This window comes from Pseudoxanthomonas sp. F11 (genome assembly GCF_037046485.1).
Classification (GTDB): Bacteria; Pseudomonadota; Gammaproteobacteria; order Xanthomonadales; family Xanthomonadaceae; genus Pseudoxanthomonas_A.
Genome location: NZ_JBANLZ010000004.1, coordinates 94,057 through 118,993, shown reverse-complemented (window position 1 = coordinate 118,993; position 24,937 = coordinate 94,057). Strand labels below are relative to the sequence as shown.

28 protein-coding genes and 1 tRNA gene are annotated in these 24,937 nt (G+C 68.8%); 17 read left to right on the top strand and 12 right to left on the bottom strand.

All coding sequences use genetic code 11. The features are described from left to right. Nucleotides 1-79: 79 nt before the first annotated feature. The 6 genes from pgi to pcnB form a co-directional block, all read right to left on the bottom strand. Nucleotides 80-1,591 carry a glucose-6-phosphate isomerase gene (gene pgi / locus V8246_RS13370; protein ID WP_336189639.1) on the bottom strand — a complete coding sequence of 504 codons (1,512 nt, stop codon included), beginning with the start codon at nucleotides 1,589-1,591 and terminating at the stop codon, nucleotides 80-82. A 1-nt stretch (nucleotide 1,592) separates the two neighbouring features. Then, nucleotides 1,593-1,973: an aspartate 1-decarboxylase gene (panD, locus tag V8246_RS13365; protein ID WP_093299685.1), complete on the bottom strand. Its 381-nt coding sequence runs from the start codon at nucleotides 1,971-1,973 to the stop codon at nucleotides 1,593-1,595. Nucleotides 1,974-2,069: 96 nt separating this feature from the next. Continuing rightward, nucleotides 2,070-2,912 (bottom strand): pantoate--beta-alanine ligase, encoded by an 843-nt coding sequence (gene panC, locus V8246_RS13360; RefSeq protein WP_336189638.1) that lies wholly within the window; start codon nucleotides 2,910-2,912, stop codon nucleotides 2,070-2,072. Between the two features lie 36 nt (nucleotides 2,913-2,948). Beyond that, nucleotides 2,949-3,761 (bottom strand): 3-methyl-2-oxobutanoate hydroxymethyltransferase, encoded by an 813-nt coding sequence (panB, locus tag V8246_RS13355; RefSeq protein WP_336189637.1) that lies wholly within the window; start codon nucleotides 3,759-3,761, stop codon nucleotides 2,949-2,951. A gap of 17 nt (nucleotides 3,762-3,778) precedes the next feature. After that, on the bottom strand, nucleotides 3,779-4,270 hold the full coding sequence (gene folK / locus V8246_RS13350; protein ID WP_336189636.1) for a 2-amino-4-hydroxy-6-hydroxymethyldihydropteridine diphosphokinase: 492 nt from the start codon (nucleotides 4,268-4,270) through the stop codon (nucleotides 3,779-3,781). Beyond that, nucleotides 4,267-5,613, bottom strand: coding sequence for a polynucleotide adenylyltransferase PcnB (gene pcnB, locus V8246_RS13345; protein ID WP_336189866.1), 1,347 nt, complete (start codon nucleotides 5,611-5,613; stop codon nucleotides 4,267-4,269). The genes folK and pcnB overlap by 4 nt, the downstream gene beginning before the upstream one ends. Before the next feature lie 85 nt (nucleotides 5,614-5,698). Here pcnB and V8246_RS13340 point away from each other — a divergent pair. Then, nucleotides 5,699-5,773, top strand: a tRNA-Glu gene (locus V8246_RS13340). A 159-nt stretch (nucleotides 5,774-5,932) separates the two neighbouring features. On the opposite strand, the gene V8246_RS13335 is transcribed toward V8246_RS13340, so the two are convergent. Further along, nucleotides 5,933-6,550, bottom strand: a complete 618-nt coding sequence (locus V8246_RS13335; protein WP_336189635.1) for a response regulator transcription factor — start codon at nucleotides 6,548-6,550, stop codon at nucleotides 5,933-5,935. A 256-nt stretch (nucleotides 6,551-6,806) separates the two neighbouring features. Between V8246_RS13335 and V8246_RS13330 the strand changes: the two genes are divergently transcribed. From V8246_RS13330 to V8246_RS13295, 8 genes are all read left to right on the top strand, one after another. After that, nucleotides 6,807-7,271, top strand: a complete 465-nt coding sequence (locus V8246_RS13330; protein WP_336189634.1) for an AraC family transcriptional regulator — start codon at nucleotides 6,807-6,809, stop codon at nucleotides 7,269-7,271. A gap of 52 nt (nucleotides 7,272-7,323) precedes the next feature. Continuing rightward, a complete protein-coding gene (gene wrbA / locus V8246_RS13325; protein ID WP_336189633.1) occupies nucleotides 7,324-7,923 on the top strand; it encodes an NAD(P)H:quinone oxidoreductase in 600 nt (199 codons plus the stop codon). 89 nt (nucleotides 7,924-8,012) lie between these two features. Next, on the top strand, nucleotides 8,013-8,669 hold the full coding sequence (locus tag V8246_RS13320; protein ID WP_336189632.1) for a hydrolase: 657 nt from the start codon (nucleotides 8,013-8,015) through the stop codon (nucleotides 8,667-8,669). Nucleotides 8,670-8,704: 35 nt separating this feature from the next. Continuing rightward, the gene (locus V8246_RS13315; RefSeq protein ID WP_336189631.1) at nucleotides 8,705-9,130 is read left to right on the top strand and encodes a DoxX family protein; all 426 of its coding nucleotides are present in this window, start codon (nucleotides 8,705-8,707) and stop codon (nucleotides 9,128-9,130) included. 88 nt (nucleotides 9,131-9,218) lie between these two features. Further along, nucleotides 9,219-11,075, top strand: coding sequence for an amidohydrolase (locus V8246_RS13310; protein ID WP_336189865.1), 1,857 nt, complete (start codon nucleotides 9,219-9,221; stop codon nucleotides 11,073-11,075). Between the two features lie 2 nt (nucleotides 11,076-11,077). Then, the gene (locus V8246_RS13305) at nucleotides 11,078-12,712 is read left to right on the top strand and encodes an MFS transporter (RefSeq protein WP_336189630.1); all 1,635 of its coding nucleotides are present in this window, start codon (nucleotides 11,078-11,080) and stop codon (nucleotides 12,710-12,712) included. Further along, a complete protein-coding gene (locus V8246_RS13300; protein ID WP_336189629.1) occupies nucleotides 12,709-12,939 on the top strand; it encodes a XapX domain-containing protein in 231 nt (76 codons plus the stop codon). The genes V8246_RS13305 and V8246_RS13300 overlap by 4 nt, the downstream gene beginning before the upstream one ends. Next, nucleotides 12,936-13,094: a DUF1427 family protein gene (locus tag V8246_RS13295; protein WP_336189628.1), complete on the top strand. Its 159-nt coding sequence runs from the start codon at nucleotides 12,936-12,938 to the stop codon at nucleotides 13,092-13,094. The genes V8246_RS13300 and V8246_RS13295 overlap by 4 nt, the downstream gene beginning before the upstream one ends. Before the next feature lie 61 nt (nucleotides 13,095-13,155). Here V8246_RS13295 and V8246_RS13290 read toward each other — a convergent pair whose 3' ends face one another. Further along, a complete protein-coding gene (locus tag V8246_RS13290) occupies nucleotides 13,156-13,863 on the bottom strand; it encodes a pirin family protein (RefSeq protein WP_336189626.1) in 708 nt (235 codons plus the stop codon). A gap of 300 nt (nucleotides 13,864-14,163) precedes the next feature. Here V8246_RS13290 and fdxA point away from each other — a divergent pair, with 300 nt between their 5' ends. Further along, nucleotides 14,164-14,487, top strand: coding sequence for a ferredoxin FdxA (gene fdxA / locus V8246_RS13285; RefSeq protein ID WP_162110889.1), 324 nt, complete (start codon nucleotides 14,164-14,166; stop codon nucleotides 14,485-14,487). A gap of 70 nt (nucleotides 14,488-14,557) precedes the next feature. Here fdxA and V8246_RS13280 read toward each other — a convergent pair whose 3' ends face one another. Both V8246_RS13280 and dapA read right to left on the bottom strand, forming a co-directional pair. Next, nucleotides 14,558-15,055, bottom strand: coding sequence for a hypothetical protein (locus tag V8246_RS13280; RefSeq protein WP_336189625.1), 498 nt, complete (start codon nucleotides 15,053-15,055; stop codon nucleotides 14,558-14,560). 15 nt (nucleotides 15,056-15,070) lie between these two features. After that, the gene (gene dapA / locus V8246_RS13275; protein ID WP_336189624.1) at nucleotides 15,071-15,979 is read right to left on the bottom strand and encodes a 4-hydroxy-tetrahydrodipicolinate synthase; all 909 of its coding nucleotides are present in this window, start codon (nucleotides 15,977-15,979) and stop codon (nucleotides 15,071-15,073) included. Nucleotides 15,980-16,159: 180 nt separating this feature from the next. Between dapA and V8246_RS13270 the strand changes: the two genes are divergently transcribed. From V8246_RS13270 to V8246_RS13245, 6 genes are all read left to right on the top strand, one after another. Further along, complete coding sequence (locus V8246_RS13270) at nucleotides 16,160-16,720, top strand: glycine cleavage system protein R (protein ID WP_056881142.1); 561 nt, start codon at nucleotides 16,160-16,162, stop codon at nucleotides 16,718-16,720. Nucleotides 16,721-16,853: 133 nt separating this feature from the next. Then, a complete protein-coding gene (locus tag V8246_RS13265) occupies nucleotides 16,854-17,333 on the top strand; it encodes a peroxiredoxin (protein WP_336189623.1) in 480 nt (159 codons plus the stop codon). 115 nt (nucleotides 17,334-17,448) lie between these two features. Beyond that, a complete protein-coding gene (locus V8246_RS13260) occupies nucleotides 17,449-18,846 on the top strand; it encodes a PhoH family protein (RefSeq protein ID WP_162110893.1) in 1,398 nt (465 codons plus the stop codon). A 21-nt stretch (nucleotides 18,847-18,867) separates the two neighbouring features. Further along, the gene (locus V8246_RS13255) at nucleotides 18,868-19,545 is read left to right on the top strand and encodes a YoaK family protein (protein WP_336189622.1); all 678 of its coding nucleotides are present in this window, start codon (nucleotides 18,868-18,870) and stop codon (nucleotides 19,543-19,545) included. 35 nt (nucleotides 19,546-19,580) lie between these two features. Next, nucleotides 19,581-20,390 carry a bifunctional hydroxymethylpyrimidine kinase/phosphomethylpyrimidine kinase gene (gene thiD / locus V8246_RS13250; protein WP_336189621.1) on the top strand — a complete coding sequence of 270 codons (810 nt, stop codon included), beginning with the start codon at nucleotides 19,581-19,583 and terminating at the stop codon, nucleotides 20,388-20,390. Continuing rightward, entirely contained in the window at nucleotides 20,387-21,238 is an 852-nt protein-coding gene (locus V8246_RS13245; protein ID WP_336189620.1) for an alpha/beta fold hydrolase, read from the top strand. The genes thiD and V8246_RS13245 overlap by 4 nt, the downstream gene beginning before the upstream one ends. Before the next feature lie 6 nt (nucleotides 21,239-21,244). On the opposite strand, the gene V8246_RS13240 is transcribed toward V8246_RS13245, so the two are convergent. Then, nucleotides 21,245-22,300, bottom strand: coding sequence for a diguanylate cyclase (locus V8246_RS13240; RefSeq protein WP_336189619.1), 1,056 nt, complete (start codon nucleotides 22,298-22,300; stop codon nucleotides 21,245-21,247). A gap of 114 nt (nucleotides 22,301-22,414) precedes the next feature. Beyond that, the gene (galE, locus tag V8246_RS13235; protein WP_336189618.1) at nucleotides 22,415-23,431 is read right to left on the bottom strand and encodes a UDP-glucose 4-epimerase GalE; all 1,017 of its coding nucleotides are present in this window, start codon (nucleotides 23,429-23,431) and stop codon (nucleotides 22,415-22,417) included. A gap of 215 nt (nucleotides 23,432-23,646) precedes the next feature. Here galE and V8246_RS13230 point away from each other — a divergent pair, with 215 nt between their 5' ends. Further along, nucleotides 23,647-24,936 carry a nucleotide sugar dehydrogenase gene (locus V8246_RS13230; RefSeq protein ID WP_336189617.1) on the top strand — a complete coding sequence of 430 codons (1,290 nt, stop codon included), beginning with the start codon at nucleotides 23,647-23,649 and terminating at the stop codon, nucleotides 24,934-24,936. The last annotated feature ends 1 nt before the right edge of the window (nucleotide 24,937 follow it).

The window sequence follows — 24,937 nt, the reverse complement described above, 5'->3', positions numbered from 1 at the left end:
TGCGAGACCAATGACGCTTCACCTCCCCTGTCGCGACTGACGTCGCTCCTACAGGAAAGCAGTGTTGGTAGGCGGCAACTCACCCGCGCGCGGCGATCTCGGCCAGCAGCGCCCGGGTCACCGGATCCTTCGCCTCGGTTTGGCCCTTCAGCGCCGGCAGCAGGCCATTGGCCAGCTGCTTGCCGAGCTCCACGCCGAACTGGTCGAACGCGTTGATGCCCCACAGCACGGACTGCGCGTAGACGCTGTGCTCGTACATCGCGATCAGGCCGCCCAGCGCTTCCGGTGTCAGCGCATCCAGCAGGATCAGCGTGCTGGGTCGGCCACCAGCGTAACTGCGGTGCGGATCGTCGCTGCGCTGCCCGTTCGCGAGCGCCTCGCTCTGGGCAAGCAGGTTGGACAGCAGGGCCTGGTGGTTTTCGCCATACGGCGCGTCGCTGCTGACGGTACCCACGAAATCCAGCGGCACGATGCCAGTACCCTGATGCAGCGCCTGGAAAAAGCTGTGCTGCACATCCGTGCCTGCCCCGCCCCACCATACCGGCACGGTATCGACGCCGACCGGGGTGCCATCCAGCTTCACCGACTTGCCCAGGCTTTCCATGACCAGCTGCTGCAGATAGGCCGGCAGCAGAGCAAGGCGCTGGTCGTAGGTCATCACACCCTGCGCCGCATGGCCCAGCACATTCCGGTTCCACACCGCCGTGAGCGCGTGGCGCACGGCAATGTTGTCGGCCAGCGGCGTGTTCACGGCATGCGCATCGAAAACCGAAGCACCGGCCAACAGACGCTCGAAACGGTCGAAGCCGATCGCCAGCGCGATCGGCAGGCCGACCGCGGACCACAGCGAATAGCGGCCGCCTACCCAGTCCCACATCGGCAACACGCGCCCGGGGGCGATGTCGAAGGCCGCGGCGGCGCGCTCGGGATTCGCGCTGACGGCATACAGCCGCTCGCTGCCACCCAGCCAGTCGCGCAGGATGCGGCCATTGAGCAGGGTCTCCTGGGTGCTGAACGTCTTCGAGATCAGGATCGCCGCGGTACGCGCGGGGTCCAGCGGCGCCAGCGTCCGCTGCGCGGCGGCGCCATCGACGTTGGACAGGAAATGCACCCGGAAGCGTCCCGGCAGAGGATCGCGAAGCGCGTCGGCCACCAGCCGCGGCCCCAGGTCGGAACCGCCGATGCCGACGCTCACGATGTCGGTGATGTCGCTCGCCTCGAGCTGTGCGATCAGGTCCGCCATCCGCCCCCGCACCTGCAACGCGCTTTCGTGCGCCTCGCGCGCGACGGCGGCGTCGGAATGCCGCCCGCGCAGCGCGGTATGCAGTGCGGCACGGTCTTCGGTGACGTTGACCTTCTCACCATCGAACAGCCGGCGGAAAGCGGAGGACAGATCCGCCTGCCGCGCATGCTCCACCAGGGCCTGCCACGCGGACGCGTCGTAGGACTGGCGCGCGAAGTTGAAGTACAGGGGTCCGCTGCGTACGGCGTGCGCATCCCCGCGGTCGGGCTCGCGCGCCAGCAGATCGCTCAAGGAGGTGCCACGCAGGCGCGAGGCGTGGGACTGCAGCGCGTCGAAACCCTGGCTCATGTCAGGCGGCCTGCTTGGGGATGCTGCGGTTGGTGTGGGTGATGCGGTTCTGGCCGTCCACGTACACCAGCGTGGGCTGGAACTGGTCGGCCTCCTGCTCGCTCATCGACGCGAACGCCGCGATGATGATCAGGTCGCCCACCTGCACGTGGCGCGCGGCGCCGCCGTTGAGCGAAACGATACCGCTGCCCTCATCCGCGCGGATCGCATAGGTGGAGAAGCGCGCACCGTTGGTGACGTCCCAGATGTGCACCTGTTCGAATTCGCGGATGCCGGTGGCGTCCAGCAGCAGGCCGTCGATGGCGATGGAGCCTTCGTAGTTCAGCTCCGAATGGGTGACGGTGGCGCGGTGGATCTTGGTCTTGAGCAGGCTGAGGTGCATGGCGGGCGGAATCTGGATCGGGGGAGGCGAAGTTTAGCCCCTTGCGCCTGGAGCGGCGCGCATGCCCGTGCAACACCGCGTCCGCCGCCGGCGCCTTCAGAACTCCAGGTTGTCGATCAGCCGCGTGCGCCCCAGCCTGGCGGCGATCAATGCGACCCGCGCGCCGGCTTCGCCGTCGACCGGCTCGCTCAGGTCGGGGCGACGGACCACGGTGTAGTCCACCGCGAACCCCACCTCGGCGAGCCGCCGTGCCGCGTCGGCTTCCACCTGCACACGCGAAAGACCGGCGATCAGGCCGTCGCGCATGGCGACCAGCGCCTTGCGGATCTCGGCCGCACGCGGACGCTCGTCGGCGGACAGGTACTGGTTGCGCGAACTCATCGCCAGTCCGTCGGCCTCGCGCACGATGCTGCCCGCCAGGATCTGCACCGGGAACGCCAGGTCGGTGACCAGCTGCCGGATCACCGCGAGCTGCTGGTAGTCCTTCTTGCCGAAGGCCGCCACGTCGGGCTGCACCTGGTTGAACAGCCGGCTGACCACCGTGCACACGCCGTCGAAGTGACCGGGGCGATGCGCGCCTTCCAGCACCCCGCTCACGCCGGGCACGTGCACATTGGCCGCCAGTTCGACCCCGAACGGATACATCGATTCCACCGTCGGCAGCCACAGGACATCGCAGCCGGCGCCTTCAAGCCCGCTCATGTCCGCTTCCGGCGTACGCGGGTAACGGGTGAAGTCCTCGTTGGGACCGAACTGGGTCGGATTGACGAACACGCTGGACACCACGCGGTCGGCGTACTGGCGCGCCAGCATCACCAGCGAATAGTGCCCGGCATGCAGGTTGCCCATCGTGGGCACGAAACCGACCCGCAGGCCCTGCTGCTTCCACTCCCTGACGCGGGCACGCAGCGCCTCCAGCTCGGTGATGGTCTCGATCATCGTGGCCCCTGTGGCGTGTGGTCGCGCGCGGCGCGGTCAGTAGGAATGGGCGTCGTCGGGAAAGGCCCCGCTGCGCACCGCATCGGCATAGGCGCGCACCGCGCCCGCCACGGACCCCCCTTCGGCGAGGAAGTCCTTGACGAACTTCGGGCGCCGGTGGCCCGTATCCAGGCCGAGGAAATCGTGCAGCACCAGCACCTGCCCGTCGCAGCCGGGACCGGCACCGATGCCGATGGTGGGAATGGCGAGATCGGCGGTGATGGCGGCCGCCAGCGACGACGGCACGCATTCCAGCACCAGCAGCTGCGCGCCTGCCTCCGCAACCGCGCGGGCCTCTTCGCGCAGGCGCGCGGCCGCGGCCTGGTCGCGGCCCTGCACGCGGTAACCGCCGAATTTCAGCACCGACTGCGGGGTCAGGCCCAGGTGCGCGCACACCGGGATGTCGCGCTCGGCCAGGAAGCGGATGACCTCCAGCTTGTGGCCTGCGCCTTCCAGCTTGACCATCTCCGCACCGGCCTGCAGCAACGCGATGGCGGCGTCCAGCGCCCGCTCGGGCGTGGCGTCGGACTGGAACGGCAGGTCGGACACCAGCAGCGCACGGTTGAGGCCGCGGGCGACGGCGCGCGTGTGGTAGACGATGTCGTCCACCGTCACCGGCAGCGTGGAATCGTGTCCCTGCACCACCATGCCCAGCGAATCGCCGATCAGCACCAGGTCCACGCCGTTGGCATCCAGCACGCGGGCGAAACTGTTGTCGTATGCCGTCAGCATCACCAGCCTGCGGCCCTCGCGCTTGGCATCGGCGAGTGCGGGGACGGTCCAGGGCTTGCTGTCGGCGTGCGTGCTCATAGCGCCGTATTATCCACTCATAGCGGATGGATGTTGGACATTTCCAGCGCGGACACAGCATCCCGCGCATCGCCGTAACCCGGGATACGGGCGTCCGGCCACACGTCCAGCAACGGCACCAGCGCGAAAGCGCGTTCGTGCAGGTGCGGGTGGGGCACGCGCAGACCGGGCATGTCGATCACCGCATCGGCGTACAGCAGCAGGTCCAGGTCCAGCGAACGCGGGCCCCAGCGCTCGCCCGCGATGCGATGACGGCCGAACTCGGCTTCCACCGCCAGCAGCAGGTCCAGCAACGCGCGCGGCGCGAGCACCGTGTCCACGAGCGCCACGGCGTTGACAAAGTCGGGCTGGTCCTGTCGGCCCCACGCCGGCGTGCGGTAGAAGCGCGACACCGCGCGCAGCGTCACGCCATCGCGCGCGGCCAGCACCTCCACAGCCCCTCGCAAGGTGCCGACGGCATCGCCCAGATTGGCGCCCAGGCCAATGGCGGCCCGGATGGCGGGCGTCATTCCGGCGACGCGGCCGTGCTGCGGCGACGGCGGCGGCGGCGACGCTTGGAAGGCGGCGCGTCCTCGTCGACGATCGCATCGGTTGCCGGGGCGACGCCGAGCGTGGCCGCCAGTTCCTCGCCTGACTGGGTCTGCGCCTCGCGCCAGAACGCCACGTCCTCGGCGTGCTCGGGCGAAGCCGCGAGCCGCAGCACCAGAAAGTCGAAGGCGGCACGGAAGCGCGGATGCGACAGCAGGCGCATGACGCGCTTGCGCTGGCGGTTGCCGAAGCGGGTCTGCAGCAGCCAGATCTCCTGCATCGGCAGCGAGAAGCGGCGCGGCAGCGCCACCGTGTTCAACTGATGAAGGGTGACGCGGTCGGCCGCGCGGCGCTGCGCCTCCTCGGCGTGCACGCCCTGCGCCTGCAGGCCCATCAGCGCGCGGCAGTAGGCCGGCCAAAGCAGCAGGGCGAACAGGAACGCAGGCGACACCGGCTCGTCGTTGGCCACGCGCTGATCGGTGCCGGCCAGCCCCGCCAGCACCATCCGGCGCAATGCGCCACTGCGGTTGGAGGCCAGCGCCGCCGCCGTCTCGGGGAACAGCACCTTCAGCAGACCGAAGCGCTCAAGCCCTTCGAAGCTGGCCACGCCGTGCCCGGACAGGAACAGTTTCAGGATCTCTTCGAACAGGCGGGCCGGCGCGGCTTCGGCCAGCAGCGGCGCCAGCGGCGCGATCGGTGCTGCAGTATCGGCGTCGATCTCGAAGTCCAGCTTCGCGGCCAGCCGCACGGCGCGCAGCATCCGCACCGGATCCTCGCGATAGCGCTGCTCGGGGTCGCCGATCAGCTTGAGCCGCCGCGCCATCGTGTCCTCGAAGCCGCCGACGTAGTCGCGCACGGAGAAATCGTCGATGGCGTAGTACAGCGCGTTGACGGTGAAGTCGCGGCGCACCGCATCGTCCTCCACCGTACCGTAGACGTTGTCGCGCACCAGCCGGCCGTTGTCCATCTCGCGGTCGCCGCTGCCGTCGTCGACGTTGGCGCGGAAGGTGGCGACCTCGATGATCTCGCGCCCGAACACCACATGCGCCAGACGGAAGCGACGCCCTATCAGGCGGCAGTTGCGGAACTGCTGGCGTACCTGCTCGGGGGTGGCGTCGGTGGCCACGTCGAAATCCTTGGGGTGGCCGCCGACCAGCAGGTCTCGCACGGCGCCACCGACCAGATAGGCCTGGAAACCGGCGTCCCGCAGGCGGTAGAGCACGCGCAGCGCGTTCGGGCTGATGTCCTTGCGCGAGATGGTGTGCTGGTCGCGCGGGATGGTTCGCAGAGCGGTGGACGGCGTAATAGCGGCGGTTCCATGCAGAAGGGGTCACACGGCGGCCCGGACGGATTGCCCTGGGCCAGGCCGTTGCATATACTAATCCGCTACGCCGGTTTCACCAAAAAACGCTCCCTTCGTCTAGTGGTTAGGACGTGGCCCTCTCAAGGCTAAAACAGGGGTTCGAGTCCCCTAGGGAGCGCCATCCGGCCAGGTGCCGCGGATTGAGAGCCGCAGCCCGTGCATCGAAACCAGACCCCGCTACGGCGGGGTCTTGTCTTTCTGGCGCCCCCCCCCGCCAGACCCGGCTTCGGCCGCCTTCCCCTGCGCCATCGCGCGCCCCGGGCCGCTGGGCGCTCGCGCCTCAGAGATCGAAGATGCCGCGCCTGACCGCGATCGTCACTGCGTGGGTGCGGTCGTTGGCGTCCAACTTGGACAGGATATTCTTCATGTGCGCCTTCACCGTCTCCTCGGAGATGCCGAGCAACTGGGCGATGCGCTTGTTGCCGTTGCCGTCGGCCACCTGCCGCAGTACCTCGATCTCGCGCTGGCTCAGCGCGTCCCCTGAAGCATGTTCGGCGATGCCCGCCGCGATCTCCGGCGGCATGCGACGCCGGCCGGCATGCACGCTGCGGATGGTGTCCACCAGCTCGCGGCGCAGCATGCTCTTGAGCAGGTAGCCTGCCGCTCCGGCCTTGAACGCGCGCAGCGCCTGCGCATCGCCCTGGTAGGTGGTCAACACCACCACCCTGGCCTCCGGGAACTCGCGATGGATGGCGCCGATGGCCTCGACGCCGTTCATGCCGGGCATCTGCAGGTCCATCAGCGTCACATCGGGGCGGCAGTCCCGGAACACCTGCAGGGCTTCCAGGCCGCTGGCGGCCTCGCCGACCAGCTGCATGTCCGGCTGGCCTTCGATCACCGCCGCGATGCCTTCGCGCAGCAGGGGATGGTCATCGACGGTCAGGATGCGGATCGGCATGGGAAGCGGTAGGAGGCGCGGCGCCGGGCACCGGGTAGAGGACGTGTCATATCACGATACGGGGGCGGTCACCGCACGGGCAACTGCGGGAGCCGCATCGGGGATTGCCTACCCCCATTCGAGTAAGCGTCGGCCCGCCCTGATGGGGGTACTGGCGCGGCACGGAGGCCCGCACCATGGCACCCGCCTGCCCTTCCCGGCCCTCCAGCCCTGCCGCGGCAGGCGCCTCCCGTCATCGTCGCCCGAGGACACCGCCGTGGATGCTCCCCCGTCCCTGTTCCTGCGCCAGACCGTCGCGCCGCCCTTCCCCTTCATTCCCACCGCCACCTCCGGGTCGGCACGCCTCGACGGACATGACGTCCAGGCCAGCACCCGGGGCCTGAGTCCGCGGGCGCTGGGGCGTGCACTGGATTACATCGAGCGCCACATCGGCGACACGATCACCCTGGCCGACATCGCCAGCGCCGCCTGCATCAGCCGCTTCCACTTCGCCCGCCTGTTCCGCGTCAGCACGGGGCGCAGCCCGATGGAGTTCGTGCTGGCCAAACGCATCGCGCTGGCGCAGGAACAGTTGGCCCGCGGCCCGCAAAAGATTTCGGCCACGGCCGCGTCGCTGGGCTTCTTCGACCAGAGCCATTTCACCCGTACCTTCCGTCGGATGACGGGCTATTCACCGCGCGAATTCTGCCACCTGCACGCGCGTGTAACCCGCTCCGCGTAACCCTGCCTGTCCGCCGCGTGCGGCACGTCCCCCTTCCCGCTGGAGTCCTGCCATGGCCAAGGTCCTGATCCTCTACTACTCCGCCTACGGGCATATCGAAACCATGGCCCACGCCGTGGCCGAGGGCGTGCGCGACGGTGGCGCCAGCGTCGATATCAAGCGCGTGCCGGAGCTGGTGCCAGAGGACGTGGCGAGAAAATCCCACTACAAACTCGATCAGCCCGCACCCGTGGCGACCATCGCCGAGCTCGCCGACTACGACGCCATCATCGTCGGCACGGGCACGCGCTTCGGGCGGATGGCGTCGCAGATGGCCAACTTCCTGGACCAGGCCGGCGGCCTGTGGGCCAAGGGCGCGCTGCACGGCAAGGTCGGCGCCGCGTTTACCTCGACCGCCACCCAGCATGGCGGCCAGGAAACCACGCTGTTCTCCATCATCACCAACCTGCTGCATTTCGGCATGGTGATCGTGGGGCTGGACTACGGCTTCGCCGGCCAGATGAAACTGGACGAAGTCACCGGCGGCTCGCCCTACGGCACGACCACCATCGCCGGTGGCGATGGATCGCGCCAGCCGACCCGGAACGAACTGGACGCCGCGCGCTACCAGGGCCGGCGCGTGGCCGAGACCGCGATCAAGCTGCACGGCTGACGCGCGCATCAGCGCGCACGCCGGTGCAATCCGCGTGCGCGCATGTCCGCGACAGTGGCGAGATTCTTCCTTCACGCCAGGAGCCCGACATGCCCACTGCCTCTCCCGCCGCCGGCAAGACCCTGCTCACGCCGGCCGACCATACCCTGGTCCTGATCGACCACCAGTCGCAGATGGCCTTCGCCACGCACTCCATCGATGTGGCCATGCTGCGCAACAACGTCGCACTGGTGGCCAAGGGCGCCGCCGGGTTCGGCGTCTCGACCTTGCTGACGACCGTGGCGGAGAAATCCTTCTCCGGCCCGCTATTCCCGGAAATCCCCGAAGCGTTCCCGGACGCGGACGTGCTCGACCGCACCACCATGAACTGCTGGGAGGATGCGGCCGTGGTCGCGGCGGTGAATGCGTCCGGCAAGAGCCGGATCGTGCTCGGCGGTCTGTGGACCAGTGTGTGCATCGTCGGGCCAGCACTGTCGGCGCTCGACCAGGGCTTCGAGGTGTATGTGATCGCCGACGCCTGCGGCGACGTCACCGACGAAGCGCACGAACGCGCGATGCAGCGCATGATCCAGGCCGGCGTCCGGCCGCTGACCAGCGTGCAGTACCTGCTGGAGCTTCAGCGCGACTGGGCACGCAGCGCGACCTACGACCTCACCACCGGCATCGCCAAGCTGCACGGCGGCGGTTACGGCCTGGGCATCCAGTACGCCAAGAGCATGTTCGGCGCCTCCGAGGGCGGGCACTGACGGCGCGCACGATGGTCGCCCACAGCGCTTCCATTATGCGTACAGGCACGACATCGGCCGGGTTGCTGGTGCTGCGTCTCGCCGCCGGCGGCTTCCTGCTGCCGCATGGCCTGGGCAAGTTGCTGGGCTGGTTCGGCGGGCCTGGTATCGCAGGATTCGCGGCCGAACTCCAGCACTTCGGCCTGCCCTCTGCGCCACCGTTGCCGCTGCTGCTCGCCGCACTGCAGACCGGCCTCGGCCTGATGGTGGCCGTCGGTGCGTTCACGCGCATTGCGGCCCTGGGTTCGGCGGCCTTCCTCGGCGTCACCGTGGCGCTGAACCTCTCGCACGGCTGGTTCTGGATGCAGGGCGGCATCGAGTACCCGCTGCTGTGGTTGCTGGCGAACCTGAGCGTCGCCCTGACCGGTCCCGGAACGCTGTCCATGGATGCGAGACGCCAGGAGATGGCGCATGGCCGTTGACGACACGCGCCGCCACCTGCTGAAGACCATGGCGGCGGCCGCCACGCTCGCGGCGCTGCCCCGTGATGCCCGTCCTGGAGATTCCCGCATGGCTGACCTGATCCTGCGCAATGCGCGCATCACCACGCTCGACACGGCGCTGCCCTCCGCCAGCGCGATCGCCTTCGCCGATGGCCGCGTGCTGGCGGTCGGCGACGAGGCCCAGGTGATGGCGCATGCCGACGAAGACACACACGTCATCGATGCCGGCGGGCGCCGTCTGGTGCCCGGTCTCAACGACAGCCACACCCACCTGATCCGCGGCGGCCTGAACTACAACCTGGAACTGCGCTGGGACGGCGTGCGCTCGCTCGCCGACGCGATGGCGATGCTGAGGGCGCAGGTCGCCGTCACGCCGGCGCCCCAGTGGGTGCGCGTGGTCGGCGGCTTCAGCGAATCGCAGTTCGCCGAAAAACGTCTGCCCACGTTGGATGAGTTGAACGCCGTGGCACCCGACACGCCGGTCTTCATCCTGCACCTGTACGACCGCGCCCTGCTCAATCGCGCCGCCCTGCGCGCGGTGGGCTACACCAAAGACACGCCGAACCCGCCGGGCGGCGAGATCCAGCGCGACCGCGCCGGCAATCCCACCGGCCTGCTGCTGGCCAAACCCAACGCCCTGATCCTGTACGCCACGCTGGCGATGGGACCGAAGCTGCCGGCCGAGTACCAGCTCAACTCCACGCGGCACTTCATGCGCGAGCTCAACCGCCTGGGCATCACCTCGGTGATCGATGCCGGCGGCGGCTTCCAGAACTATCCCGAGGACTACCGGATCATCGAGCAGCTGCACGCCGACGGGCAGCTGACGGTGCGCATCGCCTACAACCTGTTCACCCAGAAGAAGGGCGAGGAGCTGGCCGACTTCCAGCGCTGGTCTGCGATGGTCAAGCCCGGCCAGGGCGACGACCTGCTGCGCCACAACGGCGCGGGCGAGATGCTGGTGTTCTCGGCGGCGGACTTCGAAGACTTCCGCGAGCCCCGCCCGGACCTGCCGGCAACACTGGAAGGCGAGCTGGCGAAGGTGGTGCGCTTCCTCGCCGAACAGCGCTGGCCGTTCCGCATCCATGCCACCTACGACGAGAGCATCACCCGTGTGCTCGACGTGTACGAACAGGTGAACCGCGACGTGCCGTTCGACGGCCTGCACTGGATCGTCGATCACGCGGAAACCATCTCGCCGCGCAACATCGATCGCGTGCGCGCGCTCGGCGGCGGCATCGCCATCCAGCACCGCATGGCCTACCAGGGCGAATTCTTCGCCGCACGCTACGGCAAGGACGCGCTGCGGCACACACCGCCCGTCCGGCGGATGCTGCAGGCCGGCGTGCCGGTCGGCGCCGGCACCGATGCCACCCGCGTCGCCAGCTACAACCCGTGGGTGGCGCTGTACTGGCTGGTCAGCGGGCGCACGCTGGGCGGACTGCAGATGTACGGCGACGACAACCGGCTGGAGCGCGAGGAAGCGCTGCAGCTTTGGACGCACGGCAGTGCGTGGTTCTCTACCGAGCAGGAACGCAAGGGGCGTCTGGCGCCGGGCCAGTTCGCCGATTGCGCGCTGCTGTCGGCCGACTATTTCACGGTGGCCGAGGACGACATCCCGGATATCACCAGCGTGCTGACGGTGGTCGGCGGCCGCATCGTGCACGGTATGGGACCGTTCGCGCCGCACGCGCCCGCGTTGCCGGCGCCGATGCCGGACTGGTCACCGGTCAACCGCTTCGGCGGCTACCAGGGCGGCACGCTGGCGCAGGCCCGCGCGGCCTTGGCGCAGGCGCACGGCCCCGCATGCCGCGTGCATGCGCACGACCACGCGGGCCACCGCCATGCGGCGCACCACGCCGTGCCGACGCGCGACCTACAGGCGTTCTGGGGCGCGCTCGGGTGCGCGTGCTTCGCGTTCTGAGCATGTCCGTGCCTGCGACTCACGGCCCGTGGTCCCCGCTGGGGCAACCCACGTTCCGCGCGCTCTGGCTGGCCATCCTGGTCGGCAACATCGGCACCTGGATCCACGACGTCGCCGCCGCCTGGGTCATGGCCGAGACGACGAACTCGCCGCTGATGGTCGCGGCGGTGCAGTCGGCGACCACGTTGCCGGTGGTCCTGCTGGCGATCATCGCGGGTACGCTGGCCGACAGCGTGGACCGGCGCCGCTACCTGATCCTGGCGCAGCTGTGGATGCTGCTGGTCGCCAGCACGCTCGCCGTGCTTGCCCATCTGGACCGGCTGGGCCCATGGACACTGGTAACGCTGACGTTTGCGTTGGGCATCGGCGCAGCGATGGCGATGCCGGCGCAGCAGGCCACCACGCCGGAACTGGTGCCCAAGCCGATGCTCGGGCCCGCGGTGGCGCTGGGCTCGCTGAGCATGAACATCGCGCGCGCGATCGGACCGGCGCTGGGCGGCCTGATCGTGGCACAGGCCGGCATCGCGTGGGCGTTCGCCGTCAATGCGCTGACCTTCCTCGGCGTGGCCGTGGTGCTGTGGCGCTGGCGCCGCCTTCCCGTCGCCACCGCACTGCCGCCGGAAACCTTCGGCGTGGCGCTTCGAGCCGGCCTGCGCTATGCCACGCAGGCCAGCGTGCTGCAGGCGGTGCTGGTGAAGGCGGCGGGATTCTTCATCTTCGCCAGCGCCCTCACGGCCCTGCTGCCCATCGTGGTGAAGCAGGACCTGCAGGCCAGCGCGGGGACCTACGGCCTGCTGCTGGGCTGCATCGGCGCGGGCGCGATCGCCGGGGCGGTGGTGCTGCCGGGCCTGCGCACCCGTCTGGATCCCGACCGGCTGGCGCTGGTGGCGACGCTGGCCTACGCAGGGTGCACGCTGGGCGTCGCGCTGCTGCGCTGGATCCCCCTGCTTTACATGGTCGCGCTGGTGGCAGGCTTCGCGTGGATCGCCGTGCTGTCCTCGCTGCAGATCGCCGCGCAGACCGCGGTGCCGGCCTGGGTACGGGCGCGCGCGCTTTCGCTGTACATCGTGGTGTTCTCCGCCGGCATGGCCGTCGGCAGCCTGGGTTGGGGCGCGGCGGCACAGGCCTTCGGAACGCCTGCCGCGCTCGCCGCCGCGGCGGTGGGCACCGCCCTGGCCGCGCTGTTCGGCCTGCGGTTCCGGCTGGGCGAGGCGGCGCGGGTGAACGTCACGCCATCGGGGCACTGGCCGCAACCGATCGTCAGCCCCGGGCTGGAGGACGAGCGCGGCCCGGTGCTGGTGACGGTCGAATACCGCATCGACCCCGCGCGGCGCGCGACCTTCCTGCAGCGCATGCAACCGCTCGGACGCGCGCGCCGCCGCAACGGCGCGCTGCAATGGGGCGTGGCCGAGGACAGTACGCAACCCGGTGTGTACCTGGAGTATTTCGTCGATGCTTCGTGGCGCGAACACCTGCGCCAGCACGAACGTGTGACGGAGGACGAGCGAGCCATCCAGGACGCCTTGCTGGAGACGCTGGCCGACCCCGCGCAGCGACCCCTGGTACGGCATTTCATCGGCGGCGCGCCGGGCGTGGCCCCGCCCTCCGCTCCTCCCGCCCAAGGAGGCCTTGCTTGAACGGAAAATTCATCGCCGGCCTGCTGCTTGGCTTCGCCATCGGTTTCGGCTGTCGTGCGTTCGGCGTACCGGTGCCGGCACCGCCGGTACTGGTCGGCGCGTTGCTGGTCGTAGCGATGACCAGCGGTTACATGCTGGCCGACCGCGCGCTGGTCCGGCGTGAAGCGCGGCATCGACGCGACTGCGGCGGGCCGACCGGCCACGGCGTGCGGAGCAACAGGCCATGATCACGGCACTGGTGGGCATCATGCTCGCCCTCGCCATCGGTATCGCCTGCCGCTGGCTCGACATCCCGGTGCCCGCGCCGCCGCGCCTGCAGGGTGCCCTGCTGGTGGTGGCGATGACGGCGGGTTTCCTGGTAGCGGACCGGCTGCTCGGCTGAGCGCGTCGGATACGAAGAAGGGTGCGACCCGCGCACCCTTCGCTTCGTCACGCCATCGCGCTTACTGCAGTGTCGGCAGGTCGAACACCAGCACCTCGGCGCCGATGCCACGTTCAATGCTGACCAGCGGCTCGTCCCGGTACAGCAGCGCGTCGCCGGCCTTCAGGGCCCGCCCGTTGACGGTCGCTTCGCCGCGCGCGATGTGCACGTAGCCAAGCCGGCCGTCCGCCAGGCGCAGTTCCGCCTTCTCGCTGCCATCGAACAGGCCCGCGTACATGCGGGCATCCTGGTGGATGCTGACCGAGCCGTCGGCACCATCGGGACTGACGACCAGGCGCAGGCGGCCCTGCTTGTCGGTGGCGGGGAACGACCTCTCTTCATACGAGGGCTTCACGCCCTGGCGATCGGGGATGATCCAGATCTGCAGGAAATGCGTGGTGCCGGTTTCGCTGTAGTTGAACTCCGAATGCTGCACGCCGGTGCCCGCGCTCATGCGCTGCACGTCGCCAGGCACGATGCTGGAACTGTTGCCCATCGAATCCTTGTGGCCCAGCGCGCCCTCCAGCACGTAGCTGATGATCTCCATGTCGCGGTGGCCATGCTCGCCGAAGCCGCGGCCGGCGGCCACACGATCCTCGTTGATGACGCGCAGCGGCCCCCAGTGGACGTGCTTGTCGTCGAAGTAGTTCGCAAAGGAGAAGCTGTGCCAGGAGTCCAGCCAGCCATGGTGGGCATGGCCGCGCTCATGGGCAGGGCGAAGGGTGATCATGGCGGAGCTCCTTGGATGTTGGGTGTGGTGCACAGCATGAATATCAACACATATGGAATAAATATCAAATAAACTTATTGATTGTTCCATTTTTGACTAAAACAAGCCTGGCCCCCGCGCGGCAAGCGTAGCGGCAGGGCCGCACAAGATCGCGGACATGCGTGCGCCGCCTACGCCCACCGCAGGCTGCGACACGGCGTCGCACTGCAGGCACGCGGGCACCGGTCGAACGGACATTCGATGCGCCATCGCCTGCCGCGTGCATTAAACTTGCGCGGTTTCCGTTAGAGCCGCGTCTTCATGCCCTTCGTCGTCACCGAAAACTGCATCAAGTGCAAGTACACCGACTGCGTGGAGGTCTGCCCGGTGGACTGTTTCCATGAAGGCCCGAACTTCCTGGTGATCGACCCGGACGAATGCATCGACTGCACGCTGTGCGAACCCGAATGCCCCATCAACGCCATCTATCCCGAGGACGACGTGCCGGCGGGCCAGGAGGGCTACGTGGCATTGAACGCGGAACTGTCGCGCGCATGGCCGGTGATCACCACACGCAAGGATCCGTTGCCCGACGCGAAGGAATGGGAAGGCAAGCCGGGCAAGCTGCCGCTGCTCGAACGCTGATCCGCCTCCACGGACGGCAAGAAAAAAGGGCGCCGAAGGCGCCCTTTCTTGTTCCAGTGAAGCGGGCGGATCAGCCGCCCAGCTTCGCCTTCAGCGCCGCCAGCAGTTTGGTCGGCGCCGCGCCGGTGGCCGGCAGGCCGCGCGGATCGACTGCCGACACATAGGCGCCGGCATCGACGGCACTGACGCGCACCAGGAAGCTGGCGCCTTCGTAGCTGACGTCGTACGTGCCCAGCAACTGCGCGCGGCTGGCGATGGCCACCCCCTCGATACCGGCCAGCGCCTCACCCACGCGGGTGAACGCTTCATCGCGGCTGCCCCCGACGGTAAAGCCGCCCGCCGCATTCGCCGTGGCGCCCGCAGACGACGCGGCCGGACCCACATTCGGCACCTGCATCGCGCCGCTGGTGTTGGGCAGGTTGAGATCCGGCGGAACCTCCAGCGGACGCGCTTCCGGCGCCAGTGCGTAATCGCCCTTGGCGCCCTTCTTGAACCATGAGCAGCCGGCGACGGACACGACCAGCAGCACCAGGGCCAGCGGACGCACGAGGGAAGACGAATGACGCATGGAGTTCTCCTGGGTTCAGGCCGCGAGATCGTCGCGGCTGGATTGTGCTTCGAGCGCCTGCACCAGCGTGGCGAGGCGGTCGGCGGTAGCGGTATGGGGGGCGGACAGCGGCAGCAGCGGCAGGCGCAGGCCCTGGCCGAAGCCCGCCCGCTGTAGCAGCGCCTTTACCGGGATGGGATTGGACTCCACGCCCAAGAAGCCGTAAATCTCCTGCAACTGCGCATCGAGCGCGGCCACGGCATCGGCCCGGCCCGCACGGGCCAGGTCGCACAGCCGGCGGAAGGTGCGCGGCAGGGCGTTGGAACCCACCGAGATCAGGCCGTCTGCGCCCGCCAGCATGGCACGCGACGCGGTCGGGTCGTCGCCGCTGAGTACGGCAAAGCCGTCGCGCCGCAACGCGAGCAGCGCCGCCATGCGCTCGGGCTCGGCGCGCGCTTCCTTGATGCCGACGATGCCGGGGTGGTCCACGAGCTCCGCCACGGTTTCGGGCAGCAGGTCGCAGCCGGTCCGGCCCGGCACGTTGTAGAGCACCACCGGCAGACCACCCTGGTCGGCGACGGCGCGGTAATGCGCCAGCAGGCCCGCCTGGGTCGGACGCACATAGGGAGGCGTCACCACCAGCGCAAACTGCGCACCGCCGGCCTCGGCGCGTCGGGTGGCGGCGATGGTCCTGGCGGTGTTCATCTGGCCGGTACCGGCGAGTACCGGGATGCGCCCGCGCACCTCCTCCACCGCGATGCGCAGCAGGGTGTCGTATTCCTCGTCGGACAGGGCCGCGGCCTCGCCGGTGGAGCCCGCCACCACCACGCCCTGCGTGCCGCCGTCGATCTGCTGCTGGAGCAGCGCGCGCCAGGCTTGCAGGTCGAGTTCGCCCGACGCCAGGAACGGCGTGGCCAGTGCGGTGATGCTGCCGGAAAGATGCAAGGTCAGGCTCTCGGTGGGGATCCGGCGCCCCGGCGGCGCGCACAGGCGCCATCATCCCGGACCGCCTTCGATGTCCGCCGCATGTTACTTGCGGGCTCAAAGGGCGGGCAAGTATGCTGCCCGCGTCGCCAGGCGTTCGCCCGGCCGCCATTCAGCCTCACCGCAACGCCGGAAGCTCCTTTGACCGATTCCACGCCCCGGCCTTCGCCGACCGAAAACCACCTGCTGATCACCGCCTACACGACGCATCCGGAATCGCCGCTCCTGTCGGTGACGCGCCGGATCGCCGACAGCGGCTGCAATCTGGTGGACGCCCGGCTGGCCACCGTGGGCCGCGACGTGTCCGTCACGGCGCTGGCCACGGGTTCCTGGGACGCGGTGGCCAAGCTGGAGGCCATGCTGTCGCGCCTGGAGCGCGACGAGGGCCTGAAGCTGGTGTTCTACCGCACCGGGCCGAAGGTGGTGCAGTCCAACCTGCTGCCGTACATCGTGGAAGTGGTGGCGGCCGACAAGCCGGGCATCCTGTTCCAGCTGGCCGACTTCTTCGACCGCCAGGGCATCACCATCGAGAACCTGCAGAGCACGCGCTACCGCGCCATGCAGACGGGTGCGGAGATGTTCTCGGCACAGGTCACCATCGGGGTGCCGGCCAACATGCACATCGCCGCGCTGCGCGACGATTTCCTCGAATTCTGCGACCACCTGAACCTGGACGCGATCATGGATCCGATGAAGTTCTGAAAGGGGGCGCCCGTGGAATACGTATTGTTCTTCCTGGCACTGGGAGTCATCATCGGCCAGCAGAACCAGATCAAGGCGCTGGACAAGCGCGTGGCGGCACTGGAAGGCAGGCAATAGGTACCCGCGAGATTCGATGAGCGCAACCACCGCACTGAGCAAGGCCGTCCTCAAACTGCCGCTGGCGCTGTCCGGCGGCGACGCCGCCACCCTCGCCGACTACGCCGGCGCCTGGCTGGTGCTGTACTTCTACCCGAAGGACAGCACGCCGGGCTGCACCACCGAGGGCCTGGACTTCAACGCGCTGCTGCCGAAGTTCAAGAAGCTCAACGCCACGGTGCTCGGCGTCTCGCGCGACTCGGTGAAGTCGCACGACAACTTCTGCGCGAAGCAGGGTTTCAAATTCCCGCTGGTGAGCGACGCCGACGAAGCGCTGTGCAAAGCCTTCGATGTGATCCACGAAAAGAACATGTACGGCCGCAAGGTGCTGGGCGTGGTGCGCAGCACCTTCCTGATCTCGCCCGACGGCCGCATCGCGCAGGCATGGCGCGGCGTGAAGGTTCCCGGCCACGCCCAGGCCGTGCTGGACGCCCTGAAGGCCCACCAGGCCCAGTGACCGAATCCCCTTCCCCTTCACCCACCATCCCGCGCCGCGGCGGGTCATGGTGGTTCGCTGCTGTCCGCGGAAAAGTCGCCCGTGTTCACACATCTTCCTCGATGAGGTTGCCCGAATGACCCGTAGCAAGCGTATCTATGTGTTGGACACCAACGTGCTGATGCACGACCCCACCGCGCTGTTCAAGTTCGAGGAACACGATGTCTACCTGCCGATGCAGGTGATCGAGGAACTGGACAACGGCAAGAAGGGCACCTCGGAAGCGAGCCGCAACGCGCGGCAGGTCAGCCGCTTCCTCAACGAACTGGTCCAGGCATCGGGACTGGACAACCTGGCCGCCGGCATCCCGCTGGTGCAGCCCAACGGCCTGCAGCTGCGCGGCTCGCAGAGCGCGGGGCTGCTGCGCTTCCAGACCAGCCACTTCGAGGCCGGGAAGAGCTTCGGCGCGGTGATCCCCGACAATGCCATCCTCGGTGCGATCCTGGCGCTGAAGGAGCAGGAGCCGGAGATTCCGGTGGTGTTCGTCTCCAAGGACATCAACCTGCGCATCAAGGCGGCCATCGCCGGCATCGTGTCGGAAGACTACGAGAACGACCGCGCGCTGGACGACTTCAGCCTGCTGTACACCGGGGCGACCGCCCTGCCGGCGGACTTCTGGCAGCGCCACGGCAAGGACCTGCGGTCGTGGACAGACAAGGGCCGCACGTACTACGAGGTGACGATGGCCGAAGACGCCGGCTGGTATCCCAACCAGTACCTCTACCTGCCGGGCGACGACGAATCGGAGTTCCGCGTGGCGCGGGTGGAGGGCGACAAGGCCACGCTGCAGATCGTGGACGACTTCCGCCACAGCCAGCACGCGGTGTGGGGCATCAATGCGCGCAACCGCGAACAGAACTTCGCGCTCAACGCGCTGATGGACCCGGAAGTCGACTTCGTCACCCTGCTCGGCACCGCCGGCACCGGCAAGACCCTGCTCGCGCTGGCGGCCGGCCTGGCGCAGACGATGGACCAGCAGCGCTACCGCGAGATCATCATGACCCGCGCCACCGTCAGCGTGGGCGAGGACATCGGCTTCCTCCCCGGTACGGAAGAGGAAAAGATGACCCCGTGGATGGGTGCGCTGACCGACAACCTGGAAGTGCTGACGCACAACCAGGAGGGCGGCGCCTGGGGGCGCGCGGCCACCAACGACCTGCTCGCCTCGCGCATCAAGATCCGTTCGATGAACTTCATGCGCGGACGCACGTTCCTGAGCCGCTACCTGATCCTGGACGAAGCGCAGAACCTCACCCCCAAGCAGATGAAGACGCTGATCACCCGCGCGGGCCCGGGCACCAAGATCGTCTGCCTGGGCAACGTGGAGCAGATCGATACGCCCTACCTGACGGAGACGACATCCGGCCTGACCTACGCGGTGGACCGCTTCAAGAACTGGGCGCACAGCGCGCACATCACGCTGCGGCGTGGCGAGCGCTCGCGCCTGGCGGACTACGCATCGGAAGTGCTGTAAGCGGACGCGTTCGCCGACGCCATGGGCCTTCACCTCCCCCGCTGGGTCTGGATCGGTGCCGTCGCGCTGGCCTGCGTGGCGGGCATGGTCAACGTCATCGGCTACCTGGGTTTCGAGCACCAGGCGGTCAGCCACCTGACCGGCACCACCAGCCTGCTCGGGGCCGCGCTCGCGCAGGGCGACCTGCGCGCGATCGTGCACCTGTGGGGCGTGCTGATCGCCTTCTGCGTGGGCGCGATGCTGAGTGGGCTGGTGATCCAGGACCAGACGCTGAAACTGGGACGCCGCTACGGGGTGGCGCTGGCGCTGGAGGCGGTGCTGCTGCTGCTCGCGATTCCCCTGTTCAAGCAACAGCAGATATGGGGCGCGCTGTTGGCCGCGATGGCCTGCGGGCTGCAGAACGCGATGGTCACCACCTACAGCGGCGCGGCGGTGCGCACCACGCACCTCAGCGGCATGTTCACCGACTTGGGCATCGGCCTGGGGCACCTGCTGCGCGGCATGCCATTGCCGATGCGCCGGCTGACCCTTAGCGGCCTGATCATCAGCGGCTTCCTGGGCGGTGGCGTACTGGGGGCGTGGTTCTATCGCCACTGGGGTTACGACGCGTTGCTCGCCCCGGCCCTGCTGACGGGCAGTACCGGGATCGGGTACGTGCTGTACCGGCAGTGGGTGCAGGCAAGGCAGACGCCACCCTGACGCGCGGCCCGGCGCGCGGATGGCACAATCCACGCATGACTTCGCCTTCCGTGGTTTCCGCCCTGACCATCGCCGGCTCCGATTCCGGCGGCGGCGCCGGCATCCAGGCCGACCTCAAGACCTTTGCCGCGCACCGCGTGCACGGGCTGTCCGCCATCGCCGCACTCACCGCGCAGCACACGCGCGGCGTGACCGCGGTGAACGTGCCTCCGATGGATTTCCTGCGCGCGCAGCTGGACGCCTGCTTCGCCGATTTCGACATCCGCGCGGTGAAGCTGGGCATGCTGGCCACGGCCGAGGTGATCGGCGTGGTGGCCGAGGCCCTGCACGCGCATCGCCCTGCCGCCGTCATCGTCGATCCGGTGATGGTCGCCACCAGCGGCGCCAAACTGCTGGAAGACAGCGCCCTGCAGGCGATGCGCTCGCACTTGCTGCCGCTGGCGCACGTGGTGACGCCCAACCTCCCCGAGGCCGAGCTGCTGTTGGGCCGCACCATCGCCGACGCGGCCGCCATGCGCCAGGCCGCGCGCGATCTGCTGGCGCTGGGCGCGCGGGCCGTGTTCCTCAAGGGCGGACACCTGCCCGGCGATACGGATGTGGTGGACCTGTACTGCGACGAGAGCGGTCTTGCCGAGACGTCGCATCCGCGCCTGCCATTGGAAGCGCATGGCACCGGCTGTACGCTCGCATCGGCCATCGCCGCGCGCCGTGCGCAGGGCATGCCGATGAAGGAGGCGTGCCTGGCCGCGTCGGATTACGTGCACGCCGCATTGCGCGGCGGCTACCGGCCCGGACGCAGCGACATCCTGGTCCTCGACCATATCGGAGCCGCGCCGCGCGCATGAATGTCATCGAACGGGATGTCGTGCAGGAAGACATCGCCCTGCAGGCACAGGACGGCCATGCCTGCACGCTGATCGCCTGCATTCCCTCCCAGGCCTCCTCCGCCCTGTTGTGGATCCCGGCGCTGGGCGTCGCGGCGCGCCACTATCTGCCTTTCGCGGCGTTGCTCGCCAGGCGAGGCATGGCGGTGTTCGTGCACGAATGGCGCGGCAACGGCAGCAGCTCGCTGCGTGCCGGACGGCGTCACGACTGGGGCTACCACGAATTACTGGGCACGGACCTGCCCCTCAGCCACGCGGCGTTGCAGGCCCGGCTGCCGGACCTCCCTCACCGCATCGGCGGCCACAGCCTGGGCGGACAATTGGCCGCCTGCCACGTGGGCCAGCATCCCGACGCCTTCGCCGGGCTCTGGCTGGTCGGCAGCGGCACGCCCTACTGGCGCACGTTTCCCACGCCACGCGGCTATGCATTGCCGTTCTTCTACCGGTTCGCGCCCTGGCTGGCGCGCGCTTGCGGTGCCTTGCCTGGGCGGCGGCTGGGCTTCGGCGGGGATGAAGCCCGCAGCCTCATCGCCGACTGGGCCCGCGTGGGACTCAGCGGCCGGTATCGCGCCGCCGGCTGGCCGGTCGATCTGGAAGCGGGGCTGCGCCGGGTCCGCACGCCGATCGACGGCGTGCTGTTCGACGACGACTGGCTGGCGCCGGAAAGCTCGTTGCGCGCCCTGATGGCGAAGATGCCCCACGCCCCGACCCGCGTCCACACGCTGCATCACGCGACGCTGGGCACGCGCGCGGACCACTTCGCGTGGATGAAGCAGCCGCAGGCCGTGGTCGACGCGCTGCTGTCCTGAGCCGGCTCAACACCCCACGACGATGCAGTCGCGTCCGCGCGCCTTGGCCCGGTACAGCGCACCATCGGCGCTGTTGACCCAGTCCGACACCGAGGCGATGCCCGGATGGCACTCGGACAGGCCGATGCTGACCGTGCAACGCAGGCTGCGTGTGGAGAAGGCGCAGGCCGCGACCTGCCGGCGCAGCCGTTCCGCCGCCACGATGGCCTCTTCCCAGCGCGTGTCGGGCATGACCACGCCGAACTCGTCGCCGCCATAGCGCCCGGGCGTATCCACGTCGCGCAGGCAGGCTTTCAGCAGACGCGCGAATTCCTCCACCACTTCGTCGCCTATCGTGTGGCCGTAACCGTCATTGACGTCCTTGAAGCGGTCGATGTCGATCAGCACCAGCACCGCCGCGCGTCCGGACCGCTGGAAACGCTTCAGCTCGTGGGTGGCCGCATGCAGCCATTGCTGGCGGTTCATCAAGCCGGTGGCCGCGTCGAAGCGCGCCATCTTTTCCAGCAGCGCCTTCTGCTGGCGCGCCGTGCGCGACAGCGCGTGGGTGGCCACGCCGATCGCCATGGGGTAGACGGCCAGGAAAGGCAGGCAGGCCAGCACCACCCGATAGCTGGTGCGGGGATCGAACGCGAACCCCCAGGCCGCGCTCGCGGCCAGGCAGGTGGCCGCCATCGCGCCCAGCGTCCTGCGGGCGAAGCGACCGCCCCCGATGATCACCTTGTCCATCGTCAGCATCACCGCCAGCAGCACGCTGGGCAGCGCATCGAACTGCATCGCCGCAATCCAGAAGCCGCCCATCGCGGCGTCGAAGGTCAGGTTCTGGCACTCCGCCTGCAGCGGATCCTCGCGGCTCGCCCTGACCCGCAGATAGGCCAGGTGCGGCCAGACGAACCCGTTGGCCGCCAGCAGGCCCCACAGCGCGGGGGACGCGCCGTGCTCGTAAAGAACCGCCGCCACGCAGATCGCCCCCAGCCCCAGCCCCACCGCACGCATGAGGTACATGCGCCGGCCGTAGCGCGAGCGGTTCTGTTCCGCCAGGTGGAGCGCAGCGTCCAGGGGCAAGGCGGATCCAGGCGGAAAGGGATGCCGCGATTCTCGGCCAATCGCACGCGCGCCGCCAGCCCGCGGCGTGGCGTCGCGGTACCTGCCGGCGCCGCCCTCCATACCGGTGAACCCTCATGCCATGGGGTAGCCCTGCGGGTTCTGCGACTGCCAGCGCCAGGCGTCGCGGCACATGGCCTCGATGCCCAGTTCGGCGCGCCATCCCAGTGTACGCTCGGCCAGTGAGGGGTCGGCGTAGACCTCGGCCACGTCGCCGGGACGCCGCGCCACCACCTGGTACGGAATCCTGCGCGCCGCAGCCTGGGCGAACGCCTCCACCAGCTGCAGCACGCTGACCCCCTGCCCCGTGCCCAGGTTGACCGTGAGGCTGCGGCGTTCGCGCACCAGGAAATCCAACGCATCGGCATGCGCGCGCGCCAGGTCCATCACGTGGATGTAGTCGCGCACGCCGGTGCCATCGACGGTAGGCCAGTCGGCCCCGTACACGCTCAGGCGGTCGCGCCGCCCCACCGCCACCTGGCAGATGTACGGCATCAGGTTGTTGGGGATGCCGGTAGGATCCTCGCCGATCAGCCCGGACGCGTGGGCGCCCACCGGGTTGAAATAGCGCAGGTTGGCGGCGTGGAACCCGGCATCGCTGCGGCACAGGTCGCCGATCAGCTCTTCCATCACCAGCTTCGTGCGCCCATAGGGATTGGTCACCTGCAGGCGCGCATCCTCGCGCACGGGCACGCGTTCCGGATCGCCGTAGACGGTGGCCGACGAACTGAACACCAGTCGGTCGACGCCGGCCTCGCGCATGCCGTGAAGCAGGTTCAACGTGCCGCCGATGTTGTTGTGGAAATAGTCCAGCGGGCGTTCGCACGACTCGCCCACCGATTTCAGCGCCGCGAAGTGCACCACGGCATCGAAGGCCTGGTGGGCGAAGAATCCCGTCACCGCATCCCGGTCCCGCAGGTCCAGCGGCTGGAAAGGCACTGGACGCCCGGTGATCTGCCGTAGGCGGGCCAGCACGCCCGGCGAGCTGTTGCTGAAATTGTCGGCCACCACGACATCGTGGCCGCGTTCCACGAGCACCACGTAAGTGTGCGCGCCGATGTAACCGGCGCCGCCGCACAGCAGGATCCGCATCTCGACTCCCCCGGTCGCAGGTCGCCCCGCCATCCGGGCGGGCGATCATCCGCTGTTACGCAGGTCGTGGCGGGATCAGGCCAATCCGCATCCGGTGTCCTGAGGCGCATGCTTTGCACGTTGATCGGCTCGATGCCAGGTCGGGAACGGGAACGTCCGGGCCATGCCTGCGTATAGACTCTTCGACACGCGACACACAGGGGAACCCCACATCGATGAATGCTCCATTGCCCACCCTGGACCAGGCCAGGATCGCCGTGATCGGACTGGGGTACGTCGGGCTGCCGCTGGCGGTCGCGTTCGGCCGCAAGTTCCCCACGCTCGGCTTCGACATCAATGCCACGCGCGTGTCCGAGCTGCGCCAACACCGGGACCACACCCTGGAAGTGTCCGCCGATGAGCTGCGCGACACCCCACTGCTCGACTTCAGCGACGACCCGGCGGCGCTGGCCGGCTGCAACGTCTTCATCGTCACCGTGCCCACGCCCATCGACGACTACAAGCGCCCGGACCTGCGCCCGCTGGAGTCGGCCAGCCGCACGGTAGGCCGCGCCATCGGCAAGGGCGGCGTGGCGATCTTCGAATCGACCGTGTATCCCGGCGCCACCGAAGAAGCGTGCGTGCCGATCATCGAACGCGAATCCGGTCTGCGCTTCAACCAGGATTTCTACGCCGGCTACAGCCCGGAGCGTATCAATCCGGGCGACAAGCAGCACCGACTGGAAACCATCATGAAAGTCACCTCCGGCTCCACGCCGGAGGTGGCCGATTTCGTGGACGCGCTGTACGGCAGCATCATCACCGCCGGCACGCACAAGGCCAGCAGCATCCGGGTGGCCGAAGCGGCCAAGGTCATCGAGAACACCCAGCGCGACGTCAACATCGCCCTGATCAACGAACTGGCGCTGATCTTCCACCGCCTGGGCATCGATACCCACGAGGTGCTGGAAGCCGCGGGCACCAAGTGGAATTTCCTGCCCTTCCGCCCGGGCCTGGTCGGCGGCCACTGCATCGGCGTGGACCCGTACTACCTGACCCACAAGGCGCAGCAGATCGGCTACCACCCCGACGTGATCCTGGCCGGGCGCCGCATCAACGACGGCATGGGCAGCCACGTGGCGCGCCGCGTGGCCAAGCTGATGGCGCGCCGCAACCTGCCTACCGCAGGCGCGAAGGTGCTGGTGCTGGGACTGGCGTTCAAGGAGAACTGCCCCGACGTGCGCAATACGCGCGTGGTCGACATCGTGGCCGAGCTGCGCAGCTACAACGCGCAGGTCGACGTTCACGATCCATGGGTTAGCGCCGACGAGGCGAAACACGAGTACGGGTTGGATCTGGTGGCGGAACCCCAGGCGGGCCAGTACGATGCGGTCATCCTCGCGGTGGCGCACCGGCAGTTCAGCGAACGCGGCGCCGACGGCATCCGCGGGTTCGGCAAGCCGGGCGCGGTGGTCTTCGACGTGAAGCGCACCCTGCCCCGACACGCGGTCGACGACTGCCTGTGAT

What these genes read in the sequence shown, in the direction of transcription:
- V8246_RS13290 (WP_336189626.1), bottom strand. Translation starts at nt 13,863, where the DNA reads ATGATCACCCTTCGCCCTGCCCATGAGCGCGGCCATGCCCACCATGGC.
- pgi (WP_336189639.1), bottom strand. Translation starts at nt 1,591, where the DNA reads ATGAGCCAGGGTTTCGACGCGCTGCAGTCCCACGCCTCGCGCCTGCGT.
- V8246_RS13320 (WP_336189632.1), top strand. Translation starts at nt 8,013, where the DNA reads ATGCCCACTGCCTCTCCCGCCGCCGGCAAGACCCTGCTCACGCCGGCC.
- V8246_RS13335 (WP_336189635.1), bottom strand. Translation starts at nt 6,550, where the DNA reads ATGCCGATCCGCATCCTGACCGTCGATGACCATCCCCTGCTGCGCGAA.
- galE (WP_336189618.1), bottom strand. Translation starts at nt 23,431, where the DNA reads ATGCGGATCCTGCTGTGCGGCGGCGCCGGTTACATCGGCGCGCACACT.
- V8246_RS13310 (WP_336189865.1), top strand. Translation starts at nt 9,219, where the DNA reads ATGGCTGACCTGATCCTGCGCAATGCGCGCATCACCACGCTCGACACG.
- V8246_RS13245 (WP_336189620.1), top strand. Translation starts at nt 20,387, where the DNA reads ATGAATGTCATCGAACGGGATGTCGTGCAGGAAGACATCGCCCTGCAG.
- panD (WP_093299685.1), bottom strand. Translation starts at nt 1,973, where the DNA reads ATGCACCTCAGCCTGCTCAAGACCAAGATCCACCGCGCCACCGTCACC.
- panB (WP_336189637.1), bottom strand. Translation starts at nt 3,761, where the DNA reads ATGAGCACGCACGCCGACAGCAAGCCCTGGACCGTCCCCGCACTCGCC.
- thiD (WP_336189621.1), top strand. Translation starts at nt 19,581, where the DNA reads ATGACTTCGCCTTCCGTGGTTTCCGCCCTGACCATCGCCGGCTCCGAT.
- V8246_RS13295 (WP_336189628.1), top strand. Translation starts at nt 12,936, where the DNA reads ATGATCACGGCACTGGTGGGCATCATGCTCGCCCTCGCCATCGGTATC.
- V8246_RS13265 (WP_336189623.1), top strand. Translation starts at nt 16,854, where the DNA reads ATGAGCGCAACCACCGCACTGAGCAAGGCCGTCCTCAAACTGCCGCTG.
- V8246_RS13280 (WP_336189625.1), bottom strand. Translation starts at nt 15,055, where the DNA reads ATGCGTCATTCGTCTTCCCTCGTGCGTCCGCTGGCCCTGGTGCTGCTG.
- folK (WP_336189636.1), bottom strand. Translation starts at nt 4,270, where the DNA reads ATGACGCCCGCCATCCGGGCCGCCATTGGCCTGGGCGCCAATCTGGGC.
- V8246_RS13255 (WP_336189622.1), top strand. Translation starts at nt 18,868, where the DNA reads ATGGGCCTTCACCTCCCCCGCTGGGTCTGGATCGGTGCCGTCGCGCTG.
- V8246_RS13230 (WP_336189617.1), top strand. Translation starts at nt 23,647, where the DNA reads ATGAATGCTCCATTGCCCACCCTGGACCAGGCCAGGATCGCCGTGATC.
- fdxA (WP_162110889.1), top strand. Translation starts at nt 14,164, where the DNA reads ATGCCCTTCGTCGTCACCGAAAACTGCATCAAGTGCAAGTACACCGAC.
- wrbA (WP_336189633.1), top strand. Translation starts at nt 7,324, where the DNA reads ATGGCCAAGGTCCTGATCCTCTACTACTCCGCCTACGGGCATATCGAA.
- V8246_RS13305 (WP_336189630.1), top strand. Translation starts at nt 11,078, where the DNA reads ATGTCCGTGCCTGCGACTCACGGCCCGTGGTCCCCGCTGGGGCAACCC.
- V8246_RS13260 (WP_162110893.1), top strand. Translation starts at nt 17,449, where the DNA reads ATGACCCGTAGCAAGCGTATCTATGTGTTGGACACCAACGTGCTGATG.
- panC (WP_336189638.1), bottom strand. Translation starts at nt 2,912, where the DNA reads ATGATCGAGACCATCACCGAGCTGGAGGCGCTGCGTGCCCGCGTCAGG.
- V8246_RS13315 (WP_336189631.1), top strand. Translation starts at nt 8,705, where the DNA reads ATGCGTACAGGCACGACATCGGCCGGGTTGCTGGTGCTGCGTCTCGCC.